The sequence below is a fragment of the Fluviicoccus keumensis genome (genome assembly GCF_004217445.1).
GTDB lineage: Bacteria > Pseudomonadota > Gammaproteobacteria > Pseudomonadales > Moraxellaceae > Fluviicoccus > Fluviicoccus keumensis.
On the sequence record NZ_SHKX01000010.1, the window covers coordinates 551,986 to 575,396 of the forward strand.

At 63.7% G+C, this 23,411-nt stretch carries 24 protein-coding genes; 10 read left to right on the forward strand and 14 right to left on the reverse strand.

What is annotated here, in order from left to right:
* The first annotated feature begins 88 nt into the window (after positions 1-88).
* The 8 genes from EV700_RS03525 (at position 89) to EV700_RS03560 (ending at position 7,971) form a co-directional block, all read left to right on the forward strand.
* Positions 89-1,393, forward strand: coding sequence for a TonB-dependent receptor (locus EV700_RS03525; protein ID WP_130410960.1), 1,305 nt, complete (start codon positions 89-91; stop codon positions 1,391-1,393).
* Between the two features lie 12 nt (positions 1,394-1,405).
* On the forward strand, positions 1,406-2,302 hold the full coding sequence (locus EV700_RS03530) for a metal ABC transporter substrate-binding protein (RefSeq protein ID WP_130410961.1): 897 nt from the start codon (positions 1,406-1,408) through the stop codon (positions 2,300-2,302).
* Between the two features lie 10 nt (positions 2,303-2,312).
* Positions 2,313-2,894 (forward strand): ATP-binding cassette domain-containing protein, encoded by a 582-nt coding sequence (locus tag EV700_RS03535; RefSeq protein ID WP_130410962.1) that lies wholly within the window; start codon positions 2,313-2,315, stop codon positions 2,892-2,894.
* 2 nt (positions 2,895-2,896) lie between these two features.
* A complete protein-coding gene (locus tag EV700_RS03540; protein ID WP_130410963.1) occupies positions 2,897-3,688 on the forward strand; it encodes a metal ABC transporter permease in 792 nt (263 codons plus the stop codon).
* A 123-nt stretch (positions 3,689-3,811) separates the two neighbouring features.
* Positions 3,812-4,687, forward strand: coding sequence for a polyprenyl synthetase family protein (locus tag EV700_RS03545; RefSeq protein WP_130410964.1), 876 nt, complete (start codon positions 3,812-3,814; stop codon positions 4,685-4,687).
* Between the two features lie 73 nt (positions 4,688-4,760).
* Positions 4,761-6,647: a 1-deoxy-D-xylulose-5-phosphate synthase gene (gene dxs / locus EV700_RS03550; protein ID WP_130410965.1), complete on the forward strand. Its 1,887-nt coding sequence runs from the start codon at positions 4,761-4,763 to the stop codon at positions 6,645-6,647.
* 15 nt (positions 6,648-6,662) lie between these two features.
* Positions 6,663-6,923 carry a DUF4404 family protein gene (locus EV700_RS03555; protein WP_130410966.1) on the forward strand — a complete coding sequence of 87 codons (261 nt, stop codon included), beginning with the start codon at positions 6,663-6,665 and terminating at the stop codon, positions 6,921-6,923.
* 253 nt (positions 6,924-7,176) lie between these two features.
* Positions 7,177-7,971, forward strand: coding sequence for a type IV pili methyl-accepting chemotaxis transducer N-terminal domain-containing protein (locus tag EV700_RS03560; RefSeq protein WP_130410967.1), 795 nt, complete (start codon positions 7,177-7,179; stop codon positions 7,969-7,971).
* A gap of 14 nt (positions 7,972-7,985) precedes the next feature.
* Here EV700_RS03560 and ribA read toward each other — a convergent pair whose 3' ends face one another.
* The 8 genes from ribA to EV700_RS03600 all read right to left on the reverse strand — a co-directional run bounded on the left by ribA (position 7,986) and on the right by EV700_RS03600 (position 13,614).
* On the reverse strand, positions 7,986-8,570 hold the full coding sequence (ribA, locus tag EV700_RS03565; protein ID WP_130410968.1) for a GTP cyclohydrolase II: 585 nt from the start codon (positions 8,568-8,570) through the stop codon (positions 7,986-7,988).
* 76 nt (positions 8,571-8,646) lie between these two features.
* On the reverse strand, positions 8,647-9,294 hold the full coding sequence (locus EV700_RS03570) for a retropepsin-like aspartic protease family protein (RefSeq protein WP_130410969.1): 648 nt from the start codon (positions 9,292-9,294) through the stop codon (positions 8,647-8,649).
* Positions 9,261-9,755, reverse strand: a complete 495-nt coding sequence (locus tag EV700_RS03575) for a phosphatidylglycerophosphatase A family protein (RefSeq protein ID WP_130410970.1) — start codon at positions 9,753-9,755, stop codon at positions 9,261-9,263. The genes EV700_RS03570 and EV700_RS03575 overlap by 34 nt, the downstream gene beginning before the upstream one ends.
* A gap of 8 nt (positions 9,756-9,763) precedes the next feature.
* Positions 9,764-10,711: a thiamine-phosphate kinase gene (gene thiL, locus EV700_RS03580; protein WP_130410971.1), complete on the reverse strand. Its 948-nt coding sequence runs from the start codon at positions 10,709-10,711 to the stop codon at positions 9,764-9,766.
* Positions 10,711-11,157: a transcription antitermination factor NusB gene (gene nusB, locus EV700_RS03585; RefSeq protein ID WP_130410972.1), complete on the reverse strand. Its 447-nt coding sequence runs from the start codon at positions 11,155-11,157 to the stop codon at positions 10,711-10,713. Before nusB ends, thiL begins: the two co-directional genes overlap by 1 nt.
* Positions 11,157-11,618, reverse strand: coding sequence for a 6,7-dimethyl-8-ribityllumazine synthase (ribH, locus tag EV700_RS03590; protein ID WP_130410973.1), 462 nt, complete (start codon positions 11,616-11,618; stop codon positions 11,157-11,159). The genes nusB and ribH overlap by 1 nt, the downstream gene beginning before the upstream one ends.
* Before the next feature lie 118 nt (positions 11,619-11,736).
* Positions 11,737-12,840 carry a bifunctional 3,4-dihydroxy-2-butanone-4-phosphate synthase/GTP cyclohydrolase II gene (gene ribBA / locus EV700_RS03595; RefSeq protein WP_130410974.1) on the reverse strand — a complete coding sequence of 368 codons (1,104 nt, stop codon included), beginning with the start codon at positions 12,838-12,840 and terminating at the stop codon, positions 11,737-11,739.
* 111 nt (positions 12,841-12,951) lie between these two features.
* A complete protein-coding gene (locus tag EV700_RS03600) occupies positions 12,952-13,614 on the reverse strand; it encodes a riboflavin synthase (protein ID WP_130410975.1) in 663 nt (220 codons plus the stop codon).
* A gap of 171 nt (positions 13,615-13,785) precedes the next feature.
* On the opposite strand from EV700_RS03600, the gene EV700_RS03605 reads away from it, so the two are divergent.
* Together EV700_RS03605 and EV700_RS03610 are read left to right on the forward strand one after the other, a co-directional pair.
* On the forward strand, positions 13,786-15,159 hold the full coding sequence (locus EV700_RS03605) for a PA14 domain-containing protein (RefSeq protein WP_130410976.1): 1,374 nt from the start codon (positions 13,786-13,788) through the stop codon (positions 15,157-15,159).
* A 186-nt stretch (positions 15,160-15,345) separates the two neighbouring features.
* The gene (locus EV700_RS03610; RefSeq protein ID WP_165391316.1) at positions 15,346-15,720 is read left to right on the forward strand and encodes a glycine zipper domain-containing protein; all 375 of its coding nucleotides are present in this window, start codon (positions 15,346-15,348) and stop codon (positions 15,718-15,720) included.
* Between the two features lie 27 nt (positions 15,721-15,747).
* Here EV700_RS03610 and ribD read toward each other — a convergent pair whose 3' ends face one another.
* The 6 genes from ribD to carB all read right to left on the reverse strand — a co-directional run bounded on the left by ribD (position 15,748) and on the right by carB (position 23,340).
* Complete coding sequence (gene ribD / locus EV700_RS03615) at positions 15,748-16,869, reverse strand: bifunctional diaminohydroxyphosphoribosylaminopyrimidine deaminase/5-amino-6-(5-phosphoribosylamino)uracil reductase RibD (protein WP_207224560.1); 1,122 nt, start codon at positions 16,867-16,869, stop codon at positions 15,748-15,750.
* Positions 16,838-17,311 (reverse strand): transcriptional regulator NrdR, encoded by a 474-nt coding sequence (gene nrdR / locus EV700_RS03620; RefSeq protein ID WP_130410978.1) that lies wholly within the window; start codon positions 17,309-17,311, stop codon positions 16,838-16,840. Before nrdR ends, ribD begins: the two co-directional genes overlap by 32 nt.
* A 64-nt stretch (positions 17,312-17,375) precedes the next feature.
* A complete protein-coding gene (locus EV700_RS03625) occupies positions 17,376-18,167 on the reverse strand; it encodes a hypothetical protein (protein ID WP_130410979.1) in 792 nt (263 codons plus the stop codon).
* A gap of 38 nt (positions 18,168-18,205) precedes the next feature.
* On the reverse strand, positions 18,206-19,507 hold the full coding sequence (paeA, locus tag EV700_RS03630; protein ID WP_130410980.1) for a polyamine export protein PaeA: 1,302 nt from the start codon (positions 19,505-19,507) through the stop codon (positions 18,206-18,208).
* A 138-nt stretch (positions 19,508-19,645) separates the two neighbouring features.
* A complete protein-coding gene (greA, locus tag EV700_RS03635; protein ID WP_130410981.1) occupies positions 19,646-20,122 on the reverse strand; it encodes a transcription elongation factor GreA in 477 nt (158 codons plus the stop codon).
* Complete coding sequence (gene carB, locus EV700_RS03640; protein ID WP_130410982.1) at positions 20,122-23,340, reverse strand: carbamoyl-phosphate synthase large subunit; 3,219 nt, start codon at positions 23,338-23,340, stop codon at positions 20,122-20,124. The genes greA and carB overlap by 1 nt, the downstream gene beginning before the upstream one ends.
* Positions 23,341-23,411 lie beyond the last annotated feature (71 nt).

A 23,411-nucleotide genomic window follows, 5' to 3' on the forward strand; every position in this document is an offset into this window, starting at 1 on the left:
AATCAACAACAAAACAGACGGGCAAGGTCAAGTCTGCGGTAAATCCGTTATGTTATATTATAACAATACCCACCACGGAGCCTCGTTCATGATCCGGAAAATGACCCTGCTGGCCCTCACCTCCGCCACCCTGATGCCGTGGGCGCACGCCGAGGACTCCAGCCAGGCCGTATCCTCCGCCGGGGCGTTCAATCCGCGCATCTCGCTGATCCTGGACGGCAATCTTTACCACGACAACATCCGCCACGGCGGCGGCAGTGCGCTGCTGGAAGACATGGCGTCGATCGGCAACTCGGCCCCCACCGGTCCGGGCGGGGACGGATTACAGAACGGCTTCAACCTCGGCGAGAGCGAGCTGGTGATGTCGGCGATCGTCGACCCCTATTTTGACGGCCAGGTGACGCTGGCCATCGGCGTCAATGGCAATACTTCGCTGGAAGAGTCGTGGCTGCAGACCCGGTTGCTGCCGAACGGCCTGAAACTGAAAATGGGCAAATTCCTCAGCGGGATCGGCTACCAGAACAGCCGCCACAAGCACGCCTGGGACTTTGCCGACCAGAATCTGGCCTATCTGGGCGCCTTGGGCGGGGAAAGCCTGAAGGATACCGGCGTGCAGCTGACGTGGATCGCGCCGACCCCCTATTACCTGCAACTGGGTGCGGAAGCCTTGCAGGGCAATGATCAGGAAAAATTCGGCGCACTGGTCAGCAACGCGGACGCCGCCGCCGTCACCAGCATCGCCACGCCGTTTCCCGATACCCGCTCCGGCCCCCGGCTGACCACGCTCTTCGCGAAATTCGCGCCGGACCTGGGCGACGCGCAGGCGTTGCAACTGGGTCTCTCCTGGGCGCGGGCCAGCCAGTACCAACAACTGATCGACCCGGACGGCGCGGCGCTGAGCCATGATGAATACGCCCTCGACGGCAACCAGCAACTCTATGGCCTGGACTGGGTCTACAAATGGGACAGCACCGGCGAGTACGGCGCGGGCGACGTCAAGATCAGCGGCGAATACCTGCGGCTGCGCAAGCACATGACCGTGGCGGCGCGCGATGCCGCCGCGCCGCTGCAAACCGGCGACAGTGTGACGGGCGTGCAGGACGGGTATTACCTGCAGGCGGCCTACGGCATCGCCCCGCGCTGGCAACTGGCGGCGCGCTACGACGTCAACGGCGGCGTCAATCGCCTCACCGAGGCGGGAGCGGACATCTCCCTGACGTCCTCGCACCGGCAGAGCCTGTCGCTGGCCTTCCTGCCCAGCGAATTCTCCCGCGTGCGCCTGCAAGTTTCGCAAGGCGAGATTGCCGCCGCCGCAGGAAATACGACCCGTCTGAATCAGGTCTTCCTGCAATATACGCACAGCCTGGGCCCGCACGGCGCCCACAGCTTCTAACGGAGAGCCTCCATGATCAAACGCCTTACCCTGGCCCTCGGCCTCTGCCTGATGCAGTCGCTGGCCCTGGCGGACATCAACATCGTCGCCACCACCAGCAGCATGGGCATGCTGGCGCGCACCGTCGGCGGCGCGCATGTGAAAGTGACCGAACTGGCGCTGCCGGACCGCGACGCCCATACCCTGCAGGTGCGGCCGTCGATGATGCAGTCGCTGCGTCAGGCCAACCTGGTGGTGTCGGTCGGCGCGGAACTGGAACAGGGCTGGCTGCCCGCCGCGATCGATGGCGCGGCCAACCCCCGTATCCAGCCCGGCGGCAGCGGCTATTTCGAGGCCGCCGCCCAGGTGCCGCTGCTGGACGTGCGCGGCGCGGCGGGCGCGGACCGCAGCCAGGGCGATGTCCATCCCATGGGCAACCCGCACGTGCAACTGGACCCGGTGCGCATGGGCGATGTGGCCATCGCGCTGGCCAACCGCATGGGCAAGCTCGACAGCACCAATGCGCCCGGTTATCTGGCCGCCGCCATCGCCTTCAAGCAGGCCACGACGCAACGCATGACGCGCTGGCAGCAGGCGACGGCGGGCAGTCCCGGCGTGCTGCTCTATCACCATGACGCCAATTACCTGCTGGCGCGCTTCAACATCCCCTCGCTGGGCTACATTGAACCGCTGCCGGGCATTCCGCCGTCCGCCAGCCATATCCTGAAACTGGTGCAGGAACTGCGCGGCCGCAAGGGCGTCATCCTGCACACGGTGTATCAGGGCAACGCCGGAATTGCCCAGCTGGCCTCGCAACTGGGCTGGAAGGAGATGGCGCTGCCGCTGGATCCGCCCGCCAACAGCACCCAGGATGGCTGGTTCGCGCTGATCGACCAGTGGGTCGCCGCCGTCGCCCAGAACAAGTACTAGGAGCCTGGCCATGACGCCGCTGCTGACGCTGGACGAGGTGACGGTCGGATACCGCAAGCCGGTGCTCGGGCCCGTGTCGTTGAAGGTTCACGCCGGTGAAGTGCTGGGGCTTAGCGGCAGCAACGGTTGCGGCAAGAGCACCCTGCTGAAATCGCTGAGCGGCGAATCCCGGCTGTTCAGCGGCAGCCTGCGCAAGGCCCCGGGCCTGCAAATCGGCCTGCAGAAACAGCACCCGGCGCGGCTGTTCGGCTTTCCGCTCTCCACCGAGGAATATCTCCGCCTGACCGGCGCCGACAACACCGGCCTGCCCGCCCGGCTGCAAAGCCTGCGCCGCCAGCGGGTGGACAGCCTGTCGGGCGGCCAGTTCCAGCTGCTGAGCATCTGGGCCTGCCTGGCCTCGCCCGCGCAGCTGGTGCTGCTGGACGAACCCACCAACAATCTGGACCCCGCCGGGGTACAACTGTTGCTGGAACTGCTGGTCAACCGCCGACACGACCAGGCCGTGGTGCTGGTCAGTCACGAACAGGACTTTATGGCCGGCGTCACCACGCGCCAGCTGGATGTCTCCACCCTGCACCGACCTGAATTCTGACCATGGACCAGCTCCTCGACCCGCTTTTCCGTATTCCCCTTTACACCGGGCTGGTCGCCAGCCTGCTGCTACCGCTGCTGGGCGCCTTGCTCCACGCCCGCGAGGAATGGCTGGCGGCGCTGGGCGTGGCCCACGTCACCGCCGCCGCCCAGCTGGCTGGTGCCGCGCTGGGCCTGCCGCTCGCCGCCAGCGGCGCGCTGGGCGCGGTCGTGGCGGTGATCGCCAAGCAATTCGTGACGCAACAGGGCAATCTGGGCTATGCGCTGCTGATGTTTGCCGGTTGGGCCGCGCTTTATCTGGTGGCCGCCAACAGCACGCTGGGCGAGTCACTGGCGCACGCCATGAGCGAGGGCCAGATTTTCCTGGTCGGCAAGGACCAGCTGATCATGCTGCTGGCGGCCGGCATCCCGTTCCTGATCGCTTTGCCCTGGCTGGCGCACCGCTTGCTGCGGGCGCGCTTCTTCCCCGGTTTTGAGCAGGCCAACGGGCTGCCGGCCTGGCGCTGGCACTTGTCCTTCGACCTGATCGCCGCCGTGCTGCTGGCCTTCGGCACCGCTTCCCTCGGCCTGATGGCCAGCTTTGCGCTGGTGGTGTTGCCTGCCTGGTCAGTCTTTGTGTGGGTGCACAGCTGGCGCTGGGCGCTGGCGGCGGCGGCCGTGGTCGGCGTTTGCAGCTATCTGGGCGCGTTCGTGCTGTCACTGCACTATGACCAGCCGTTTGCACCGGTGCAGGTTGCCGTATTGCTCGCGATGGCGGTCCTGCTGCGCGGCGGTCACGCCCTGGTTCACCGCTAACCCTCTCGTCCGGACGCCATACGGGGAATTCCCGCCGGAAACCGACCGTCCGGCTTGACCCTGCCTTCGCTCCGGCATAGCCTTGCCACGCCCGCCGCAAGGCTTTCGCCCGTTGGATCCTCCATGTCCGCCGACAATTTCCTCACGCTCAGCCAGCACCGCATCCAGGACTGGCTGTCCCGTTTCCTGGAGCAGCAGAATTCGCTTTCCGCGCCCTTGACCGCCGCCATGCGTCATGCGGTGCTGAATGGCGGCAAGCGCGTGCGCCCGGCGCTGGCCTATGCCGCCGCCCAAGCCTGCGGCGGCCTGCCGGAACAGGCTGATGCCGCAGCAGGCGCGGTGGAACTGGTGCATTGCTATTCGCTGGTGCATGACGACCTGCCCTGCATGGACGACGACGACCTGCGGCGCGGCGTCCCGACCTGCCACAAGGTTTATGGCGAAGCCACGGCGCTGCTGGCGGGCGACACCTTGCAAACGCTGGCGTTCGTGGCGCTGACCGACGGGCGTCTGTCCGGCGCGCAACTGGCGCGGCAGGTGCAACGGCTGGCGCACGCCAGCGCCGACATGGCGGTGGGACAGGCGCTGGATCTTGCCGCCGAGGGCAAGGCCCTGTCGCTGGCCGAACTGGAAGCGGTGCATCGTCACAAGACCGGGGCGCTGATCCGCGCCGCGGTTTTCCTGGGCGCGGTTGCCGCCGGCTGCGAGGATGAACAGACCCTGGCCGCGCTGGAAACCTATGCGGACAGGCTGGGCCTGGCTTTCCAGGTGCATGATGACGTGCTGGATGTGATTGGCGACACCTCGACGCTGGGCAAGAAAGCCGGAGCGGATGCCGAGCATGAAAAGGCCACCTATCCGGCGCTGCTGGGCCTCGACGCCGCCCGCGATCTCGCCTCGCGCCTGCATGACGAGGCCGTGGCGGCGCTCGCGCCGCTGGGTGCGCGGGCCGAGGCATTGCGCTGGCTGGCCGATTTTCTGGTCGACCGCGACCACTGACGAATTGTATGACCAGACGATGACACGGTTTGGGCTATAATCGCCCGACTGCCGCCGAGGATGTCCGCTGACAATGTTCCACAGCATTCCCCTGACCCGCCCCCTGACCCCGCTGCTCGACCAGGCCGGGACGCCCGACCAGTTGCGTCGACTGCCGGAGACGGCGTTGCCGGCGCTGGCGCGCGAGCTGCGCGAGTACCTGCTGTGGTGCACCGGGCAGACCGGCGGGCACTTCGGCGCCGGGCTCGGCGTGATCGAACTGACCATTGCGCTGCACTACGTCTACAACACGCCGGAAGACCGGCTGGTCTGGGACGTCGGCCATCAGGCCTACCCGCACAAGATCCTGACCGGGCGCAAGGAGCAGATGCTGACCATGCGCCACAAGGACGGGCTGGCCGCCTTCCCCCGGCGTGAAGAATCGCCCTACGACACCTTCGGCGTCGGCCACTCCTCGACCTCGATCTCGGCGGCGCTGGGCATGGCGCTGGCCGCCCGCCGCCAGTTGTCCGGCCGCAAGGTCGCCGCCGTCATCGGCGACGGCGCCATGACTGCGGGCATGGCTTTCGAGGCGCTCAACGATGCGGCGCACCATGCCGCCGACATGCTGGTAATCCTCAACGACAACGCCATGTCGATCTCGCACAATGTCGGCGGGCTCTCGAACTACCTGGCCCGCATCTGGTCCAGCCGCAGCTACATCGCCCTGCGCGAAGGCGGCAAGAAAGTCCTGGCCTCGATGCCCTCCGCCTGGAACTTCGCCCGCCGCACCGAAGAGAGCATGAAACACCTGGTCTCCTCGCCAGGAGCGCTGTTCGAGGCCATCGGCTTCAACTATGTCGGCCCCATTGACGGCCACAACCTGGAAGAGCTGGTGCAGGTGATCCGCAACCTGAAGCACGCTCCCGGCCCGCAATTGCTGCATGTCTACACCACCAAGGGCAAGGGCTTTTCCCCGGCGGAAGCCGACCCGATCGGCTATCACGCCATCACCAAGATCGCCCCGGCCAACCAGCGCGGCCAAAGTCCGGCGCCAAAGCTGCCCAAATATTCGGATATCTTCGGCGACTGGCTGTGCGACATGGCCGCCGCCGACCACCGTCTGATCGGCATCACCCCCGCCATGTGCGAAGGCTCGGGCATGGTCCGTTTCGCCCGCCAGTTTCCCGACCGCTACCACGATGTCGCCATCGCCGAACAACATGCGGTGACGCTGGCGGCGGGCATGGCCTGTGAAGGCCTGAAACCGGTAGTGGCCATCTACTCCACGTTCCTGCAGCGCGGTTACGACCAGTTGGTGCATGATGTCGCGCTGCAGAACCTGGATGTCACCTTCGGCATCGACCGCGCCGGATTGGTGGGCGAGGACGGCCCCACGCATGCCGGCGCCTATGACTACGCTTACATGCGCACCATCCCGAACATGGTGATCCTGGCGCCCGCCGACGAAAACGAATGCCGGCAGATGCTCTACACCGCTTACCAGCATCCCGGCCCCGCCGCTGTGCGCTACCCGCGCGGCACCGGCCCCGGCGTCGCCATCGAGAACGCCATGACCGCCCTGCCCTTCGGTCGGGGGGAAGTCCGCCGTCAGGGACAACGCGTGGCCTTGCTCAGCTTCGGCAGCCTGCTGGCTGCGGCGTTAAAAGCGGCTGACGCCCTGGACGCCACCGTCGCCAACATGCGCTGGGTAAAACCGCTGGACGGGGAACTGGTGCGTGAACTGGCCGCCACGCACGATCTGCTGGTGACCCTTGAGGAACACGCCGTCATGGGTGGTGCGGGCAGTGCGGTCAACGAATGGCTGGCGCAGGCAGGCATCACCCGGCCCGTGCTGAACCTGGGCATCCCCGATGCCTTCATCGAACATGCCGCCCACGGTGAAATGCTGGCCGCCTGCGGCCTGGACGCCGCGGGCATCGAACAGGCGGTCCGTCGACGCCTGGCCGCCCTGTCCTGATTACCGGAGAACATCATGAGCAAGCAACTGATCGGCGACGAAATCGCCCGCGCCCGCAGCCACCTGCAGCAGCAACCCCTGCCGCCCGCCCACCAGGACGAGCTGACCCGCACCCTGGCGGACATGGAACTGCACCTGCAAGTGCCGGAACCCGCCAAGACCGAGGAATTCCTGGACACCCTGCGCGGGCTGGAAGCGCGGGTGGAAGCCGAGCATCCGCTGCTGGCCGGCGTGCTGGGCAATCTGGTCCGTCTGCTGGGCAATATGGGCGTCTAAGCCGCCGCGCTGCACCGGGATGGGCCTGATCCTGCGCCCGTCCCGCCCCTGATCTGGCCGTCCCGCGCCGTTATTCTCCGCATTTCCCCAACTGCATCACATTTCTGACGCCTTTCATACCGCATGGCGCAATTCTTGCCTTGATTCAGGCATCGCCTGCCGGTGCGCTCAATGCCGAGACCCGGCCCCCGCGTGCGAGCCCGCCACCGCCATTTTGACAACGACGTCAAAAGTCCACGTTCGGAGAACGCCCATGCGCATCCCCATCCTGTTCCGCAACAGCCTGATCACCCTGTTGGCGCTGATCGTCTGCTCCCCCGTTTTCGCGCTGACGGACGCCGAAGCCGTCAACATGTCCGGCCTGCAGCGCATGCTCAGCCAGCGCACCGCCAAGAGCTGGCTGATGCTTGGCCAAGGAGTGAAGGTTCTCGAGGCGCGTGAACAGCGCGCCAAGAGCGTGGCCCTGTTCGACAGCAATCTGCAAGCCCTGAAAACGTATGCGCCCACCCCGGAAATCCGCGAGGCCTTGGCCAAGGTTGAAGCGGTCTGGACCGGCTACCGCAACCGGATCATGGCCGCGCCGGACAAGGCGGAAGCCCTGAAGCTGCTGCGCCAGAGCGACGAACTGCTGAAACTGAGCGAAGCCGCCGTCAAGCAGATCCAGGATCACTCCGGCGTGGCCTCGGCGCGGATGGTCAATGTCTCCGGACGGCAACGCATGCTCAGCCAGCGCATTGCGCGACTGTACCTGACCAAAAGCTGGGGACTGGATTATGAGGGGCTGGACAAGGACTTCAGCACCGCCCTGGCGGAATACGATGCCGGACTGAAAACGCTGAGCGAAAACCCGCAAAACACCGCCGAAATCACGCAAGGGCTGATCCGGGTGCAGGGCGTCTGGAAGTTTTCGCGGGCGGGATTCGCCTTGTCGAAAGACGAACTGTATGTGCCGACCGCGATCTGCGGCGCTACCGAAAACCTGCTGAAACAGATGCAGGCGATCACCAAGCTGTATGAGGTGGAAATGCAGCGGGTCGCCATGCGCTGACCCGCCAGGGGCGTCTAGAGCAGATGCCCCATCTTTTCCTGCTTGGTATCCAGGTACTGGTCGTTATGGGGATTGCGGCCGGTCATCAGCGGCACCCGCTCCACGACGCGGATGCCGTGTTTTTCCAGCGCCTCGACCTTGAGCGGATTGTTCGTCATCAGGCGGACACAGCTGACGCCCAGATGGCGCAGCATGTCTTCACACATCGAGTATTCGCGAAGGTCCGGCGCGAAACCCAATTGCTCGTTGGCTTCGACGGTATCGGCGCCCTGGTCCTGCAACTGGTAGGCGCGCACCTTGTTGACCAGACCGATACCCCGGCCTTCCTGACGCAGGTACAGGATGACGCCACGGCCTTCGGCGGCCACCTTGGCCATGGCCGCCTCCAGTTGCGGGCCGCAATCACAGCGCAGGGAACCAAAACCGTCACCAGTCAGGCATTCGGAATGGATACGCATCAGCACCGGCTCGCCATTGCCGACATCGCCCATGCTTAGCGCCACATGCTCCTGACGGGTCTGCGGTTCTTCAAAGGCATGGATGGTGAATTGCCCGTGGCGGGTGGGCAACCGGGAGGACGCAACAAAATCGACGGACACGCGCTGGATCTCGCTGGGAAAACCGGAGGTGGGCGATTGTAGCAAGTCAGGGCGGCTTTGGGGAAATCCGCAACCGCTACTGCCGGGTCATCAGCTTCAAGCGGTTGTCTTCATGCTCCATGCGCAGGCGGCCCAGGAAGGACATGCCCAGCAGCACCGGCGCACCGTCATCAACGTCCCGCACCGTGGCGTCCACGCCTTCGACCACAATGCCGCCCACCTTGACCCTCGGCAACAACACAATCCAGCAGGCCACCGAACCGTTGGCGGTCTGGCTGGTGCAGGGTTGGCCGCGCGTGCGGTAGTCAATGCCCAGCTTGTTGGCCTGGCCTCGCGTCATGGACACCTGATTGGCGCCGGTATCGACCAGCATTTCCACAGTACGGCCATTGATCATGCCGGTCGTCAGGAATTGGCCCATGGCATTGGAGCTGATAATGACGGTCGCCGCCGCGCTGGTATCGGCGCGAACGCCGCCACGGTCCTGCCCCAGCGTAAAGCGCTCCTCGCGTTTGCCGATACGCAGCTTGGCTTCGCTGGCGTTCACCCCCACCAGCGTCATGTCATCCAGTGTTTCGCCCAAGCGGATCAAGCGGGTTTCCCCGTCCACTTTCAGAATCGCCCGATCGGCCATCAGGCCGACCACCACGATATCCCGGGCATGGACAGCCGTGGCCGCCAGCAACAGTGTCAGAACAGCCAGTGATTGGCGACCAGCAACCATAGCACCCCTCCAGCGGCCGCTCCGGCCAGCACATCATCAATCATGATGCCCAGGCCGCCTTCCAGATGCTTGTCGCACCAGGAGATTGGCCAGGGCTTGGCGATATCAAAAATCCGGAACAGCACAAAACCGACCAGCACATTCAATACGGTCGCCAAATCCCAGACCGCGCCGCCCAGCAACGGCAGCAGTGTCAGCCACTGCCCGACGAATTCATCCCAGACTATGCCGGAATGGTCATGGACCTTCAGGATTTCCGCCGCGCGGCCGCATAGCCAGATGCCGAAAACTCCGGCGACGGCGATCAGGGCAACGCTGCCCCACAGGCCCAGCGCCACCAGCACCGGGAAGAACAGCAACGCCAGCGCCGACCCGGCGGTACCGGGAGCCTTGGGCGACAGGCCGGAACCCAGACCGAAGGCCAGGAAGATCACCGGATGGCGAATGGGATAAGGGGACATCGGTTTACTCAAAAATGCCGGTAGCCGGACAGTTCTTCCTCCACCCGTTCGCCACGGCAGCGCAGCGCCAGCCCCGGCGCGGCCGTGACCGTGCCGATGCGGGTGACGGCAACCCCGTCGGGCGATACCGGCGGCGTCAGGCCGTCCGGCAGGGTGAAACACAATTCGTAGTCGTCACCAGCCGTCAGCGCCAGCCGCCAGGCCTCGCGCTCGGGCAAGGCGCGCAGGGCGGGCGACAGCGGCAGCGCCTCCAGATCCAGCACGGCCCCGACGCCGGACGCGGTCAGGATATGACCCAGATCCTGCGCCAGCCCGTCGGAGATGTCCAGACAGGCCGTCGCCCGGCCGCGCAGCGCCGTCCCCAGCGCCAAACGCGGCTGCGGATAATCCAGGCGATTGCGGACATACGCGGCCTGTGCCGCCGACAACCCGGTTTCACCCGGCGTCAGCGCCTCGCGCAACCCCAGCCCGGCATCGCCGACCGTCCCCGAGACATAGATGCCGTCGCCCGGCCGCGCGCCGCTGCGGCGCAGCGCCTGTGCGGGCGGCACGCTGCCCAGGGCGGTAATGCTGATGGCGAGGGGTCCGCGCGTGGTGTCGCCGCCAACCAGCGCGATACCGGCGGCATCGGCCAGCGCGAACAGCGCGGCCGCGAATTCGCTCAGGAAGGCCTCGGAGGCTTCAGGCAGGGTCAACGCCAGCAGGAACCAGCGCGGCGTCGCGCCCATGGCGGCCAGATCGGACAGGTTGACGGCCAACGCCTTGTGGGCGATGGCGGCAGGCGAGGTGGCTTCGGGAAAATGGCGTCCGGCGACCAGGGTGTCGACGGTCGCCGCCAGCACCTCCCCGACGGGAGGCGCCAGCAGCGCCGCATCGTCCCCCACGCCCAGCAGCACACCGCTGTCCGCGGACGGACGCGTGAAATACTGCCGGATCAGGCCGAACTCGGAGGGCATCAGCCCGCCTGCCGTTCTGCCTGGCGCGCGGTCTTGGACAGTTCGTCCAGCACGCCGTTGACGTACTTGTAGGAGTCGGTCGCGCCGAAATCCTTGGCCAGTTCCACGGCCTCGTTCAGCACCACCTTGTAGGGCACTTCCGGATGGTGCAGCAGCTCGTAGCTGCCCAGGCGCAGGATGCTGCGCTCGACCGGATCGATCTGGCTCATCTGGCGATCCAGGAAAGGCTTGTAGGCCTCGTCCAGTTCGTCGACGCGGCGCACCACCTGATGCAGCAGCTCGTGGAAATAGGCCAGGTCGACCTTGTGCATCGCATTCTCGACGCGATAGCGGGCCTCGATCTCGAAAGGCGCATTGCCCGACAGCTGCCACTCGTAGAGGCCCTGCATGGCGAAACGGCGCGCCTTGCGGCGCGCGGCGGGGGTGTTGGCTTGTTGCTGGTGCATTAGAGGGCCTTCAGCAGCGAAACCATCTCGATGGCGGTCATGGCGGCGTCCGAACCCTTGTTGCCGGCCTTGGTGCCGGAGCGCTCGATCGCTTGTTCGATGCTGTCGGTGGTCAGCACGCCGAACACCACCGGAATACCGGCTTCCAGACCGACCACGCCCAGACCCTTGGCACATTCACCGGCCACGAAGTCGAAATGCGGGGTGCCGCCGCGGATGACCGCACCCAGGGCGATGACGGCGTCATACTGCTTCTTTTCGACCAGCTTCTTGGCGGCCAGCGGCAGTTCCCACGCGCCCGGAGCGCGGACGAGGGTGATGTTGTCGTCGCTGACGCCGTGACGCTTCAGCGTGTCCAGCGCGCCGTCCAGCAGGGCTTCGACCACGAAGCTGTTGAAACGGCCGACGAGGATGGCGTACTTGCCATCGGCATTGCGGAAATCGCCTTCGATCACTTTCATGAATCTCTCCAACTTGTCTGTAGGTCGGGCTTCAGCCCGACAATCACGGTTGTTCGATATACGGTTACATTTCTGGCGGCAGACGGTGTCGGGCTGGCGCCCGGCCACACCTATCGGGTCATTCCGTGCCCAGGTATTCCACGATTTCCAGCCCGAAACCGGACAGCGCATTGAAGCGCATCGGCGAGCTGAGCAGTTTCATGCGGGTAATGCCCAGGTCACGCAGGATCTGCGAACCGGCGCCGATGGTGCGGTACATGCCCGCGCCGTCCACCGTCGCGCGCGGACGCTGGTTGAAGAAGCCCTGGATATGGTCGACCAGCTCTTCCGAGGCGAAATCCTGCCCCAGCAGCACCAGCACTCCGGCGTCGTGGCGGGCGATTTCGGCCAGGCTCTTTTGCAGGTTCCAGCCGATGCGGCCCTGGTACTTGGCGTGCAGCAGGTCGCGCAGCGGGTTCAGCGCATGCACGCGCACCACCGGGGTATCGCGGGTGACATCGCCCTTGACCAGCGCCAGATGCGTCTCGGTGCTGGCATGCTCCTGATAGGTCATCAGCTTGAAATTGCCGTATTCGGTTTCCAGCATGTTCTCGCTGGTGCGCTTGACGGTCTGCTCGTTGACCATGCGGTAATGGATCAGGTCGGCGATGGTGCCGATCTTCAGGTTGTGCTCGGCGGCGAACTTTTCCAGGTCGGGACGGCGGGCCATGGTGCCGTCCTCGTTCATGATCTCGACAATGACGGAAGCGGCTTCCAGACCGGCCAGTCGGGCCAGGTCGCAACCGGCTTCGGTGTGGCCGGCGCGGTGCAGCACGCCGCCGGGCTTGGCCATCAGCGGAAAGATGTGACCGGGCTGGACAATGTCGGCGGGCTTGGCGTCGCGGGCCACGGCCACTTGCACGGTGTGGGCGCGGTCATGCGCGGAAATGCCGGTGGTGACGCCGGCGGCGGCCTCGATCGACAGCGTGAAATTGGTGCCGTGGCTGGAGCCGTTACGGTTGACCATCAGCGGCAGGTCCAGCTGGCGGCAGCGTTCCGGGCTCAGCGTCAGGCAGATCAGGCCGCGCGCATGCTTGGCCATGAAGTTGATGTCTTCGGGGCGGACATGGCTGGCCGCCATCACGATATCGCCTTCGTTCTCGCGGTCTTCGTCGTCCATCAGGATGACCATCTTGCCGAGGCGGATGTCGTTAATGAGTTCTTCAACGGTATTCAGGGGCATGGGGAGCTCTCAGCTGACGCGGGACCGCACGGGATGCGTACAAAATTAACCGCGGATAATAGCACAGGGGCCGGGGCTGCACCCGCCCCCGCCCGGGAAGCCGACAAAAATCTAGCGCTTCAGGAAGCCATTTTCCGCCAGGAAGGCCATGCTGATGCCGCCGCCGGAGCCTTGCGCGGCCTTCTCGCCCAGCATCAGCCTTTCCAGATAACGGGCCAGCACATCCACCTCCAGGTTGACGCGCACGCCGGGCTGCCAGTCACCGACGTTGGTGTGGTCGGCGGTGTGCGGCACAATGTTCAGGTCAAACGCATCGCCATCCACGGCATTGACGGTCAGGCTGGTGCCGTCAACGGTGATCGAGCCCTTGTGGGCGATGTACTTCGCCAGTTCGGCGGGCGCGCGCACCCGGTATTGCAGCGAACGGGCGTCGCGCTTGAACTCCACGATTTCGCCGACGCCGTCGACATGACCGCTGACGATATGGCCGCCCAGACGGCTGGTCGGCATCAACGCCTTTTCCAGGTTGACGCGGGTGCCGGTCTTCCAGCCGCCCAGCGTGGTGTGGCGCAGCGTCTCGTTGGAGACGTCGGCGGCATAGCCCTGCCCGGTCAGCTCAATGACGGTCAGGCAGATGCCGTTGGTGGCGATGGAGTCACCCAGCTTCACATCCGCCAGGTCCAGACCGCCGCTGCGGATGACCAGGCGCACGTCGCCGTTGCGGGGGATGATCTGCTGGACAACGCCAACCGCTTCGATAATGCCGGTAAACATGGAAAGGACTCCGGTAGTGAGGCGGCAAGCATACCCAATCGCAGGGGCAATCAGCCAGCCTCGCCGCCTGTCGGAAGCCCCGGCCAAAACCGCATTCCAACTGGCTGAACGGCCACGACCAGCTAGAATTCAGACAATTCCTGAGCATCAATCGGCATTCCGGAGGCTGTCATGGTTACAGTACGCCGCTTTGGATCACTCACCGTCCTGACCATGGCCATCATGCTGGCCGGTTGCAACGGCAATGACCACGACATCGCCGGAGCCTCCCCGACTCCGACCGCCCTCGCCGTCAACACGGTCACCATTACCCCGTCGCTGGGCCGCATCCAGAACGCCCGGGCAATCATCCGGAATGCCCGCACCGGCGTCGAACTGGCCAATCGCCTGCTTGGAAGCAACGGCTCGGTGCAAATGCAGATTCCCAAATCGGTGGATGCCGTTGTTGTGGAAATCAAGACGGATACCGGCAGTCAGTATTTCGACGAAGCCAAGGGCATCCAGCCGTTGCCCGCCGACTTCCGTATGCGTACCGCGGGCCGCATCAACGGCAATACCCCGCTGGGCGTAACCGTACTGACCGAAGCCGCCGTGCAACTGGCCGAAGCCTTGCCGGACGGCCTGACCAAACCGGCCAACATCGACAGCGCGCTGGACAAGGTGGGCAAGGCCGTCGGCATCGACAACATCAACCTGCCGCCAACGCCGATCAGCGCCGACAGCGACTACGCCGCATTGAAAAACACCCCGGCGGACCAGTACGCGTTGCAACTGGCCGGGCTGGTCAAAGCCGCTGCGGAGCACACCGCATCGCTGACACCGGCCCTGGAGCTGGTCAATTCCCTGGCCAAAGACCTCAGCGACGGCCAGGTGGACGGTAAGGCGGGAGCTGCCGTCATCGCCAGCCCGCCCTACCCGACCTTACCCCTGGTGTTTGCGGAAGCGTGGAAATTCGGCATGGAAGACGCCCTTGACGCCATGCCTGAAGGTGATCTGAAGAATCAGCTGCGCACGGATGTGGTCGACGCCGCCGAGGTCCAGGATGTCACGACCGGACCGGTCGTAACCGATGACACCGACTTCGGCAGCAATGCGGGCAAGTGGAAGGGCGAAATCTATCTGCTGCCCATCGGAACCCCGCAACTGCCGGATTTTTCGCTGCTCACCCCGATCGGCGCGCTCTATACCAGCGAGATCAATATCACGCCGCGTTCGTTTACCGACCCTTTCCCCGGCGTCCCCAGCAATCGCTTCGAATGGTTCGGCGTACGCTACCAGGGGCCGCTGACGATCCAGGCCACCGGGGATTACAGTTTCAGCACCCTTAGCGACGACGGCTCCAAGCTCTACATTGATGACCAGTTGATCATCAACAATGACGGGCAGCATGCGCCAAGCTCATCCGGCGTCAACACCATCGCCCTGAGCAAGGGCGTGCATACCTTGCGGATTGAATATTTCCAGGGACCGGCCACCCAGATCGCCCTGCAGGTTTACGGCTACAAGGCCGGCAGCCCGCAGCAATTGCTCACGCCCGTGCTGTGAGCCGAAACCGGCATGCCGTCCCGGCACTTTCGGGACGGTATGTCCGGCGCTTCACAGTTCTACAAAACTCATACGGGCAAACACAGTTGGGATATCGTTAGCCAACGACGACGTCACGGAAACATTTGGAAACAGGATGCATAATTATCATGCAACACACGTTTCCCTGAACAAAGGATGAAAGCCATGAACAACCGAACTTTTCCCCTGCTGGCCCTGACCGCACTGCTGGCATCCCAGGCCGCCCTGGCCGGTGACAACGGCGCCATCGTCGGTGCGGCGGTCGGCGGTGCGGTCGGCGCGGCCATCGGCCAGCAAACCGGCGGCAAGGACGGCGCCGTCATCGGCGGAGCCATTGGCGGCGCGACCGGCGCGGCATTAGGCTCCAACAGCAAGCCAAAGCAAAGCTCCACCCGCACTGTCGTGGTTCACGATCAGGTTCCGCAAAAGACCGTGGTTTATGTCCGCGACGGGCGGGATCGTGATTATTATGACGATGATCATCATGACAATGGCCGCCATCGCGGACACCACAAGCATCACCACCACGATCGCGACTGACCTGCTAGCCGAAGGGGCAGCCCCCCTTCATGCTTGCGCGGCGGGACGCGCCAATATACGGATATCCGCGCCGATATTTCGGACATCGCGGATATCCAGGCGTTTTTGTCCCGCCATGTGTTCAATCGGCAAGGCCATCAGCGGCCTGCCCAGACTGCCCAGCAACGTCGGCGCCAGATAAAGCACCAGTTCGTCCACCACTCCCGCCTGCAGGAATGCCCCGGCCAGGGTCGCTCCGGCTTCCACCAGCACCTCATTGGCCCCCTGCGCCGCCAGCCGCTGCAACAGTCCCGGAAGATCTCCGTGGGGTAATCGCCAGACTTCCGCACCCAACGCCGTCAGCGCCTGCGCCCGGCCGTCATCCGCGTCCGGAGACGCCACGACGATGACCTTGGTGTTTGCCTTCAGTACTTTTGCGGTCAACGGAGTCCGTAACCGCGAATCCAGAATGACCCGCCAAGGCTGCACCGGCTCTCCGTAATGCCACCCGGTCCACTCCTCCGGGCGAATATCAAGCGCCGGATCGTCGGCCAGCACTGTGCCAATGCCGGTAATGATGGCGCTGCTCATCGCCCGCCATTTCTGGACATCGCGACGCGCGTCCGGGCCGGTAATCCATTTCGACTCCCCGGAGGGCATGCCGGTGCGGCCATCCAGGCTCCCCGCCATTTTCAACCGCACCCAGGGTATGCCCCCGGCCATACGGCGCAAGAAACCGGGGTTGAGCACCTGTGCTTCCGCCTCCAGAACTCCGGTCGCGGTAGCGATGCCCGCCGCCTCCAGCATTTGCCGTCCCTTGCCGCCGACGAGGGGATTGGAATCCAGACCGGCCATGACCACCCGCGCAACTCCGGCAGCGATCAGCGCCTCCGCGCACGGCGGGGTGCGGCCAAAATGCGCGCAGGGCTCCAGCGTGACAAAGGCCGTGGCTCCGCGCGCCCGCTCTCCGGCCTGCCGGAGCGCAAACACCTCGGCATGCGGCTGCCCGGTGCGGGGGTGAAAGCCCTCGCCCACGACCTCTCCGTCGCGCACGATGACACACCCGACCCGGGGATTCGGCTGGGTGGTATACAGCCCTTCGCGCGCCAGTTGCAGCGCGCGCGCCATCCAGCGGTGGTCAGTCACGGGACTTGTCCCCGTCCGGCGCATTCAAACGGTCGATTTCCGCCTTGAATGCCGCCACATCCTGAAAGTCGCGATAGACCGACGCAAAGCGGACATAGGCCACCTGATCCAGACGGCGCAGGGCCTCCATGACCAGCTCCCCGATCAGCCGGGACTTCACTTCCCGCTCGCCGGTCGCGCGCAGCTGGTGCAGGATGTGCTGGATGGCGCTGTCGATCTGCTCGATGCTGACCGGGCGTTTCTGCAAGGCGTGCAGCATGCTGCGGCGCAGCTTCTCTTCATCAAAGGGCACGCGGCTGCCATCGGACTTGATCACGCGCGGCGTGACCAGCTCGGCGGTTTCAAAGGTGGTGAAGCGTTCATTGCAGACCGGGCACTCGCGGCGGCGGCGCACTTGCTCGCCTTCGGCAACCAGACGGGAGTCAATCACCTTGGTATCCGCGGCGCGGCAAAAGGGGCAATGCATGTCGGACTCCGGAAATCGAAAATGACGGATTCTGCTCCGCCGGGTGCTAAATTGACAAGCAGCGTCATTGTTGCTCGGGAGGCCAGTAACCATAACGTAAATCATCATTAAAGCCCTCGATGGACTTCATATCCGATGAAAATGCGGCTGTCGTCAATCCTGGCTTAAATAGCGGAGGATTTATCGAGGTCAGTGGACGGGGCAGCAACTTGATGATTTCCGGATGGAATAATGGTGGCTCCGGATCAATGGGCTCCAACTGAATCCTGACCGTTATCTGTTGCATCCCATCGAGATAACCTGGACCTGCAAACTCCTTAATTGGCAATACCCGTACACCCTTGGCCAGACAGAAGCCCGGCCGGTGAGAATTATCAGACTCGGAGTCAGACGATATATATCTTACCTGTCCTGGGAAACAACCAATTTCATGTCCGGGTGTACGATCCAGATAGTTAGCAAAATAAAGCTTTTTACCCAGTTCGGAAAGATGATAGACGGTCGTTCGCTGACCAGTATCAAATCGGTATTCTTCATTTTCCGTGATTAATCCGGCCGCCTTGAATGCATCGCAATGGATACACTCGCTATCAGCCTCAGAGCGCTCACAGGACGACAAGCCATTGGTTTGCTTGACCCAATGAGTTACAGGAATTCGATTGCCGGCGGGGAAATCGCCTGCGCTGACACATACGAAAAAGTTATCCGAAAGAAGCGAATCATAAGCTGCTTGAATTCGCGGCAAATACACAGTCCTCGCCACGTAATACCGCCAAAGTTCCCAAACACCATATCCAGCCATCACTGTCAAAACCATTGCCGTTGTAAACGAAGTAATCCGTGGAGAGCGCGACATCAAAGTTTTCCCTCAAAATAATCATGAATTTTTCCGATTTAATCAGACTGACCACTCAAGCGGGTCACCAGCACCTGATCAATCCGGTAGTTGTCGATATCCACCACTTCGAATTTGTACCCCGCAAATTCGACGCTGTCGGTGCGCTTGGGAATTTTCTTCAGCTGGAACATCAGGAACCCCGCTACGGTCTGGTACTGCTCCTCATGCGGCAACGCATCAAGATCCAACGCCCGTTTCAGGTCCTCCACCGGCGTCACGCCGTCAACCAGCCAGGAATGCTCATCGCGTCGCACAATCTGCTCTTCGGTAAACGGACTGACCAGATCGCCCATCAGCGTCTTCATCACATCGTTGAGCGTGACAATGCCCACCACCAGCGCATATTCATTCAGGATGAGCGCCAGATCCTGGTTGGTGACCTTGAAACGCTCCAGCAGTTCGGACAGCGTCAGGGTGTCAGGAATGGCGAGAATATTCTTCACCACCAGTTCGCGGTTAAGGGAAATCGCCTGCTGGTTCAGGGTGCGCTTCAGGATATCTTTCGACTCCACGAAGCCCACCACTGAATCAATATGGTCATCGCAGACCAGGAATTTGGAGTGCGGGTGGTCAGAAATCTTGGCTTTCAGCTGCTGATCATCATCCTGCAAGCGCAGGAACACCACGCTGTCGCGCGGGGTCATGGCAAAAGTAACGGTGCGGGTGTCCAGTTCGAACACATTCTCGATCAGGTGCTGTTCCTGTTTGTGCAGCGCTCCGGACGCGGTTCCGGCATCCACCATCGCCGAAACATCATCAAAGGTGATGCGGTCCTCGCGATTGATCTGGATACCCAGCAACCCGAACAAGCCGGTGGCGATGCCGTCATACATCAACACCACCGGCTTCAGCACCGCCAGGCAGAAGCCGATCGGCTTCACCACCAGCACCGCCACCTGCTCCGGCCAGGTCATCGCCAGCCGCTTCGGCATCAGGTCGGCAAAGATGATGAACAGCGAGGTCACCAGCAGGAAGGACAGCAACAACCCGGCGGTATCTATCCACGGCGCGGGGCCGAACAGGCTGTGCAATCCCGACGCCAGGAACGGCGACAGCGCCTGTTCGCCGACGATACCGCCCAGAATGGCGATGGCGTTCAGCGCCACCTGCACCACCGTGAAAAAGATGCCCGGCTGTTCCTGCAAGGCCAGCACCCTTCCTGCCCGGGCATCTCCCGCCTCGATCATTTGCTGCAGGCGGATGCGGCGGGCGGAAGCCAGGCCGATTTCGGCGAAAGAGAAGAAGGCGCTGACAATGACCAGGAAGGCGATCACCAGCAGGTTCTGGAAGAGGCTCATGGGAGCATGCAACGCCGGGGGCGTCATCCTCGGTTTCAGGGGTCCGGCTACTATACGCCGCCCCTATGACGGTAGCAAAAAAGCCAAAGGGCAGGATTGCCGCCCTGCCCTTTGCCGGATTGACACGCGATTGCGGAATTACTCGTAACGCACTTCCGCGATCTCGTACTCCACCTGGCCGGCGGGCGTCTGGATGACGACGGTATCGCCTTCCTCCTTGCCGATCAGACCGCGCGCAATCGGTGAATTCACCGAGATCTTGCCGATCTTCAGGTCCGCCTCGTCATCGCCGACGATCTGGTAGGTCTTGGTTTCACCGTTGGCGACATTCTCGATGTCGACGGTGACGCCGAAGATCACCTTGCCGGTTTGCGGCATCTTGGAAATATCAATGATCTGGGCATTGGACAGCTTGCCCTCGATTTCCTGGATACGGCCTTCGGCAAAGCTCTGCTGCTCGCGGGCGGCATGGTACTCGGCGTTTTCCTTGAGATCGCCGTGGGCGCGCGCCTCGGCAATGGCTGCCGTGATGCGCGGACGCACCACGTTCTTCAGGTTATCCAGCTCCTTGCGCAGGGCTTCCGCCCCGCCAACCGTCATCGGGACGCGTACCATTATGCCAGCTCCTTGTGCAGATCCTGCAGACGGCACACCGACAGGTCGGTGCCGGACTTCAAGGCCTGGCAGACCGCGTTGGCGCCGCTGATGGTGGTGGTGTAATAGACCTTGCCTTGCAGCGCGCTGCGGCGGATCGAGAACGAATCCTGCTGCGCCTGCTTGCCTTCGGTGGTGTTGATGATCAGGCTGATTTCACCGTTCTTCAACATGTCGACAATGTGCGGACGGCCTTCGGTCACCTTGTTGACGCGGCGGCACGGCACCCCGGCCTCTTCCAGCACGCGCTGCGAACCGCCGGTGGCCACCAGCTCGAAACCCAGTTCGATCAGGTCGCGACCAATCTGCGGCAGCAGGGCCTTGTCGGAATCGCGCACCGAGATGAAGGCGCGGCCGCCGGTGGGCAGCTTTTCGTTGGAGCCGAGCACCGCCTTGTGGAAGGCTTCGCCGAAGGTGACGCCCACGCCCATCACTTCGCCGGTGGACTTCATTTCCGGCGACAGGATCGGGTCGACGCCCGGGAACTTGGCGAAGGGGAACACCGCTTCCTTGACACTGTAGTACGGGGGAATGATTTCCGTCTGGAACTGCTGGCTGGCCAGTGTCTGGCCGGCCATGCAGCGGGCGGCGACCTTGGCCAGCGACGCGCCGATGCACTTCGACACGAAGGGCACGGTACGCGAGGCGCGCGGGTTCACTTCCAGCACATAGACTTCGTTGGCCTTGACCGCGAACTGCACGTTCATCAGACCGACCACACCCAGCTCCAGCGCCATCGCAACGGTCTGGGCGCGCATCACGTCCTGCACGTCCTGGCCCAGCGCATACGGCGGCAGCGAGCAGGCGGAATCGCCGGAGTGGATGCCGGCCTGTTCGATATGCTGCATGATGCCGCCGATCACCACTTCCTGGCCGTCGGAGACGCAGTCGACGTCGACTTCGATGGCATCATCGAGGAAACGGTCCAACAGCACCGGCGAATCGTTGGAGACCTGCACTGCGGTGCGCATGTAGTGGCGCAGCTCGTCTTCGTTGAAGACGATTTCCATGGCGCGGCCGCCCAGCACGTAGGACGGGCGCACCACCAGCGGGTAACCGATCTCGGCGGCCAGGCGCACGCCGTCTTCCGCGTTGCGGGCGGTACGGTTGGGGGGCTGCTTCAGGTTCAGGCGTTCCACCATCTGCTGGAAACGCTCGCGGTCTTCGGCGCGGTCAATGGCGTCCGGGCTGGTGCCGATGATCGGCACGCCGGCGGCTTCGAGGTCGCGCGCCAGCTTCAGCGGGGTCTGGCCGCCGTACTGCACGATCACGCCCTTCGGCTTCTCGACACGGACGATTTCCAGCACGTCTTCCAGCGTCACCGGTTCGAAGAACAGGCGGTCGGAGGTGTCGTAATCGGTGGAAACCGTTTCCGGGTTGCAGTTGACCATGATGGTTTCATAACCGTCTTCGCGCATGGCGAGGGCGGCATGGACGCAGCAATAGTCGAATTCGATGCCCTGGCCGATGCGGTTCGGACCACCGCCCAGCACCATGATCTTGTCACGGCCGCTCGGGTTGGCTTCGCACTCTTCCTCGTAGGTGGAGTACATGTAGGCGGTGCCGGTGGCGAACTCGGCGGCGCAAGTGTCAACACGCTTGTAGACCGGGTAGACACCCAGCTCCCAGCGCTTCTTCCGCAGCTGCTTCTCGCTGACGCCCAGCAGGCCGGCCAGGCGGCTGTCGGCGAAGCCCTTGCGCTTCAGCTGCCACAGCACGTCGCGGGTGCAACCGGCAAAGCCGAGCTGCTTGACCTTGTCCTCGGCCTTGATGATGTCCTCGATCTGCACCAGGAACCAGCGGTCGACGGCAGTGTACTCATACACCTGCTCGACGCTGAGGCCCATGCGGAAGGCGTCGCCGATGTACCAGATACGTTCGGGGCCGGGGTTCTTCAGCTCGTGGCGCAGCTTGTCGATGGCGTCCTTCTGGCCGGGCTGGATCTTCGGGTTGAAGCCGTCGGAACCGACTTCCAGGCCGCGCAGCGCCTTCTGCACCGATTCCTGGAAGGTGCGGCCGATGGCCATCACTTCACCCACCGACTTCATCTGGGTGGTGAGGCGGGCGTCGGCCTGCGGGAACTTCTCGAAGTTGAAACGGGGAATCTTGGTGACGACATAGTCGATCGACGGTTCGAACGAAGCCGGGGTCTTGCCGCCGGTGATGTCGTTCTTCAGTTCGTCCAGCGTGTAGCCGACGGCCAGCTTGGCGGCGACCTTGGCGATCGGGAAACCGGTGGCCTTGGAGGCCAGCGCCGACGAACGCGACACGCGCGGGTTCATCTCGATCACCACCATGCGGCCGGTGGTCGGGCTGATGCCGAACTGGACGTTGGAACCGCCGGTCTCGACGCCGATCTCGCGCAGCACCGCGATGCTGGCGTTGCGCATGATCTGGTATTCCTTGTCGGTCAGGGTCTGCGCCGGGGCAACGGTGATGGAGTCGCCGGTGTGCACGCCCATGGCGTCGAAGTTTTCGATGGAGCAGACGATGATGCAGTTGTCGTTCTTGTCACGAACGACTTCCATCTCGTATTCCTTCCAGCCGATCAGCGATTCGTCGATCAGCAGTTCCTTGGTCGGCGACAGGTCGAAACCGCGCTCGCAGATCTCCACGAACTCTTCGCGGTTGTAGGCGATGCCGCCGCCCGAGCCGCCCATGGTGAAGGACGGACGGATGATGCAGGGGAAGCCGACCTGGGCCTGGATGCTGAAAGCCTCTTCCATATTGCCGGCGACGGCAGCGCGCGGGCACTCCAGGCCGATCTTGCGCATCGCCTGATCGAACAGCTTGCGGTCTTCCGCCTTCTTGATCGCGTCCTTGGACGCGCCGATCAGCTCGACGCCGAATTTTTCCAGCACGCCGTGCTTGTCAAGGTCGAGCGCGCAGTTGAGCGCGGTCTGGCCGCCCATGGTCGGCAGCACCGCATCCGGACGTTCCTTCTCGATGATCTTGGCGACGGTCTGCCAGGTGATCGGCTCGATGTAGGTCGAATCGGCCATCGCCGGGTCGGTCATGATGGTGGCCGGGTTCGAGTTCACCAGGATGACGCGGTAGCCTTCCTCGCGCAGCGCCTTGCAGGCCTGTGCGCCGGAGTAGTCGAATTCACAGGCCTGGCCGATGACGATCGGGCCCGCGCCAATGATGAGGATGCTTTTGAGATCGGTACGCTTTGGCATGATTCCGCCCTAAGATTTTTTAACGCCACCCTCTCGCCGGGAACTCCCTCCCCCGGTGTGGGAGAGGGCTG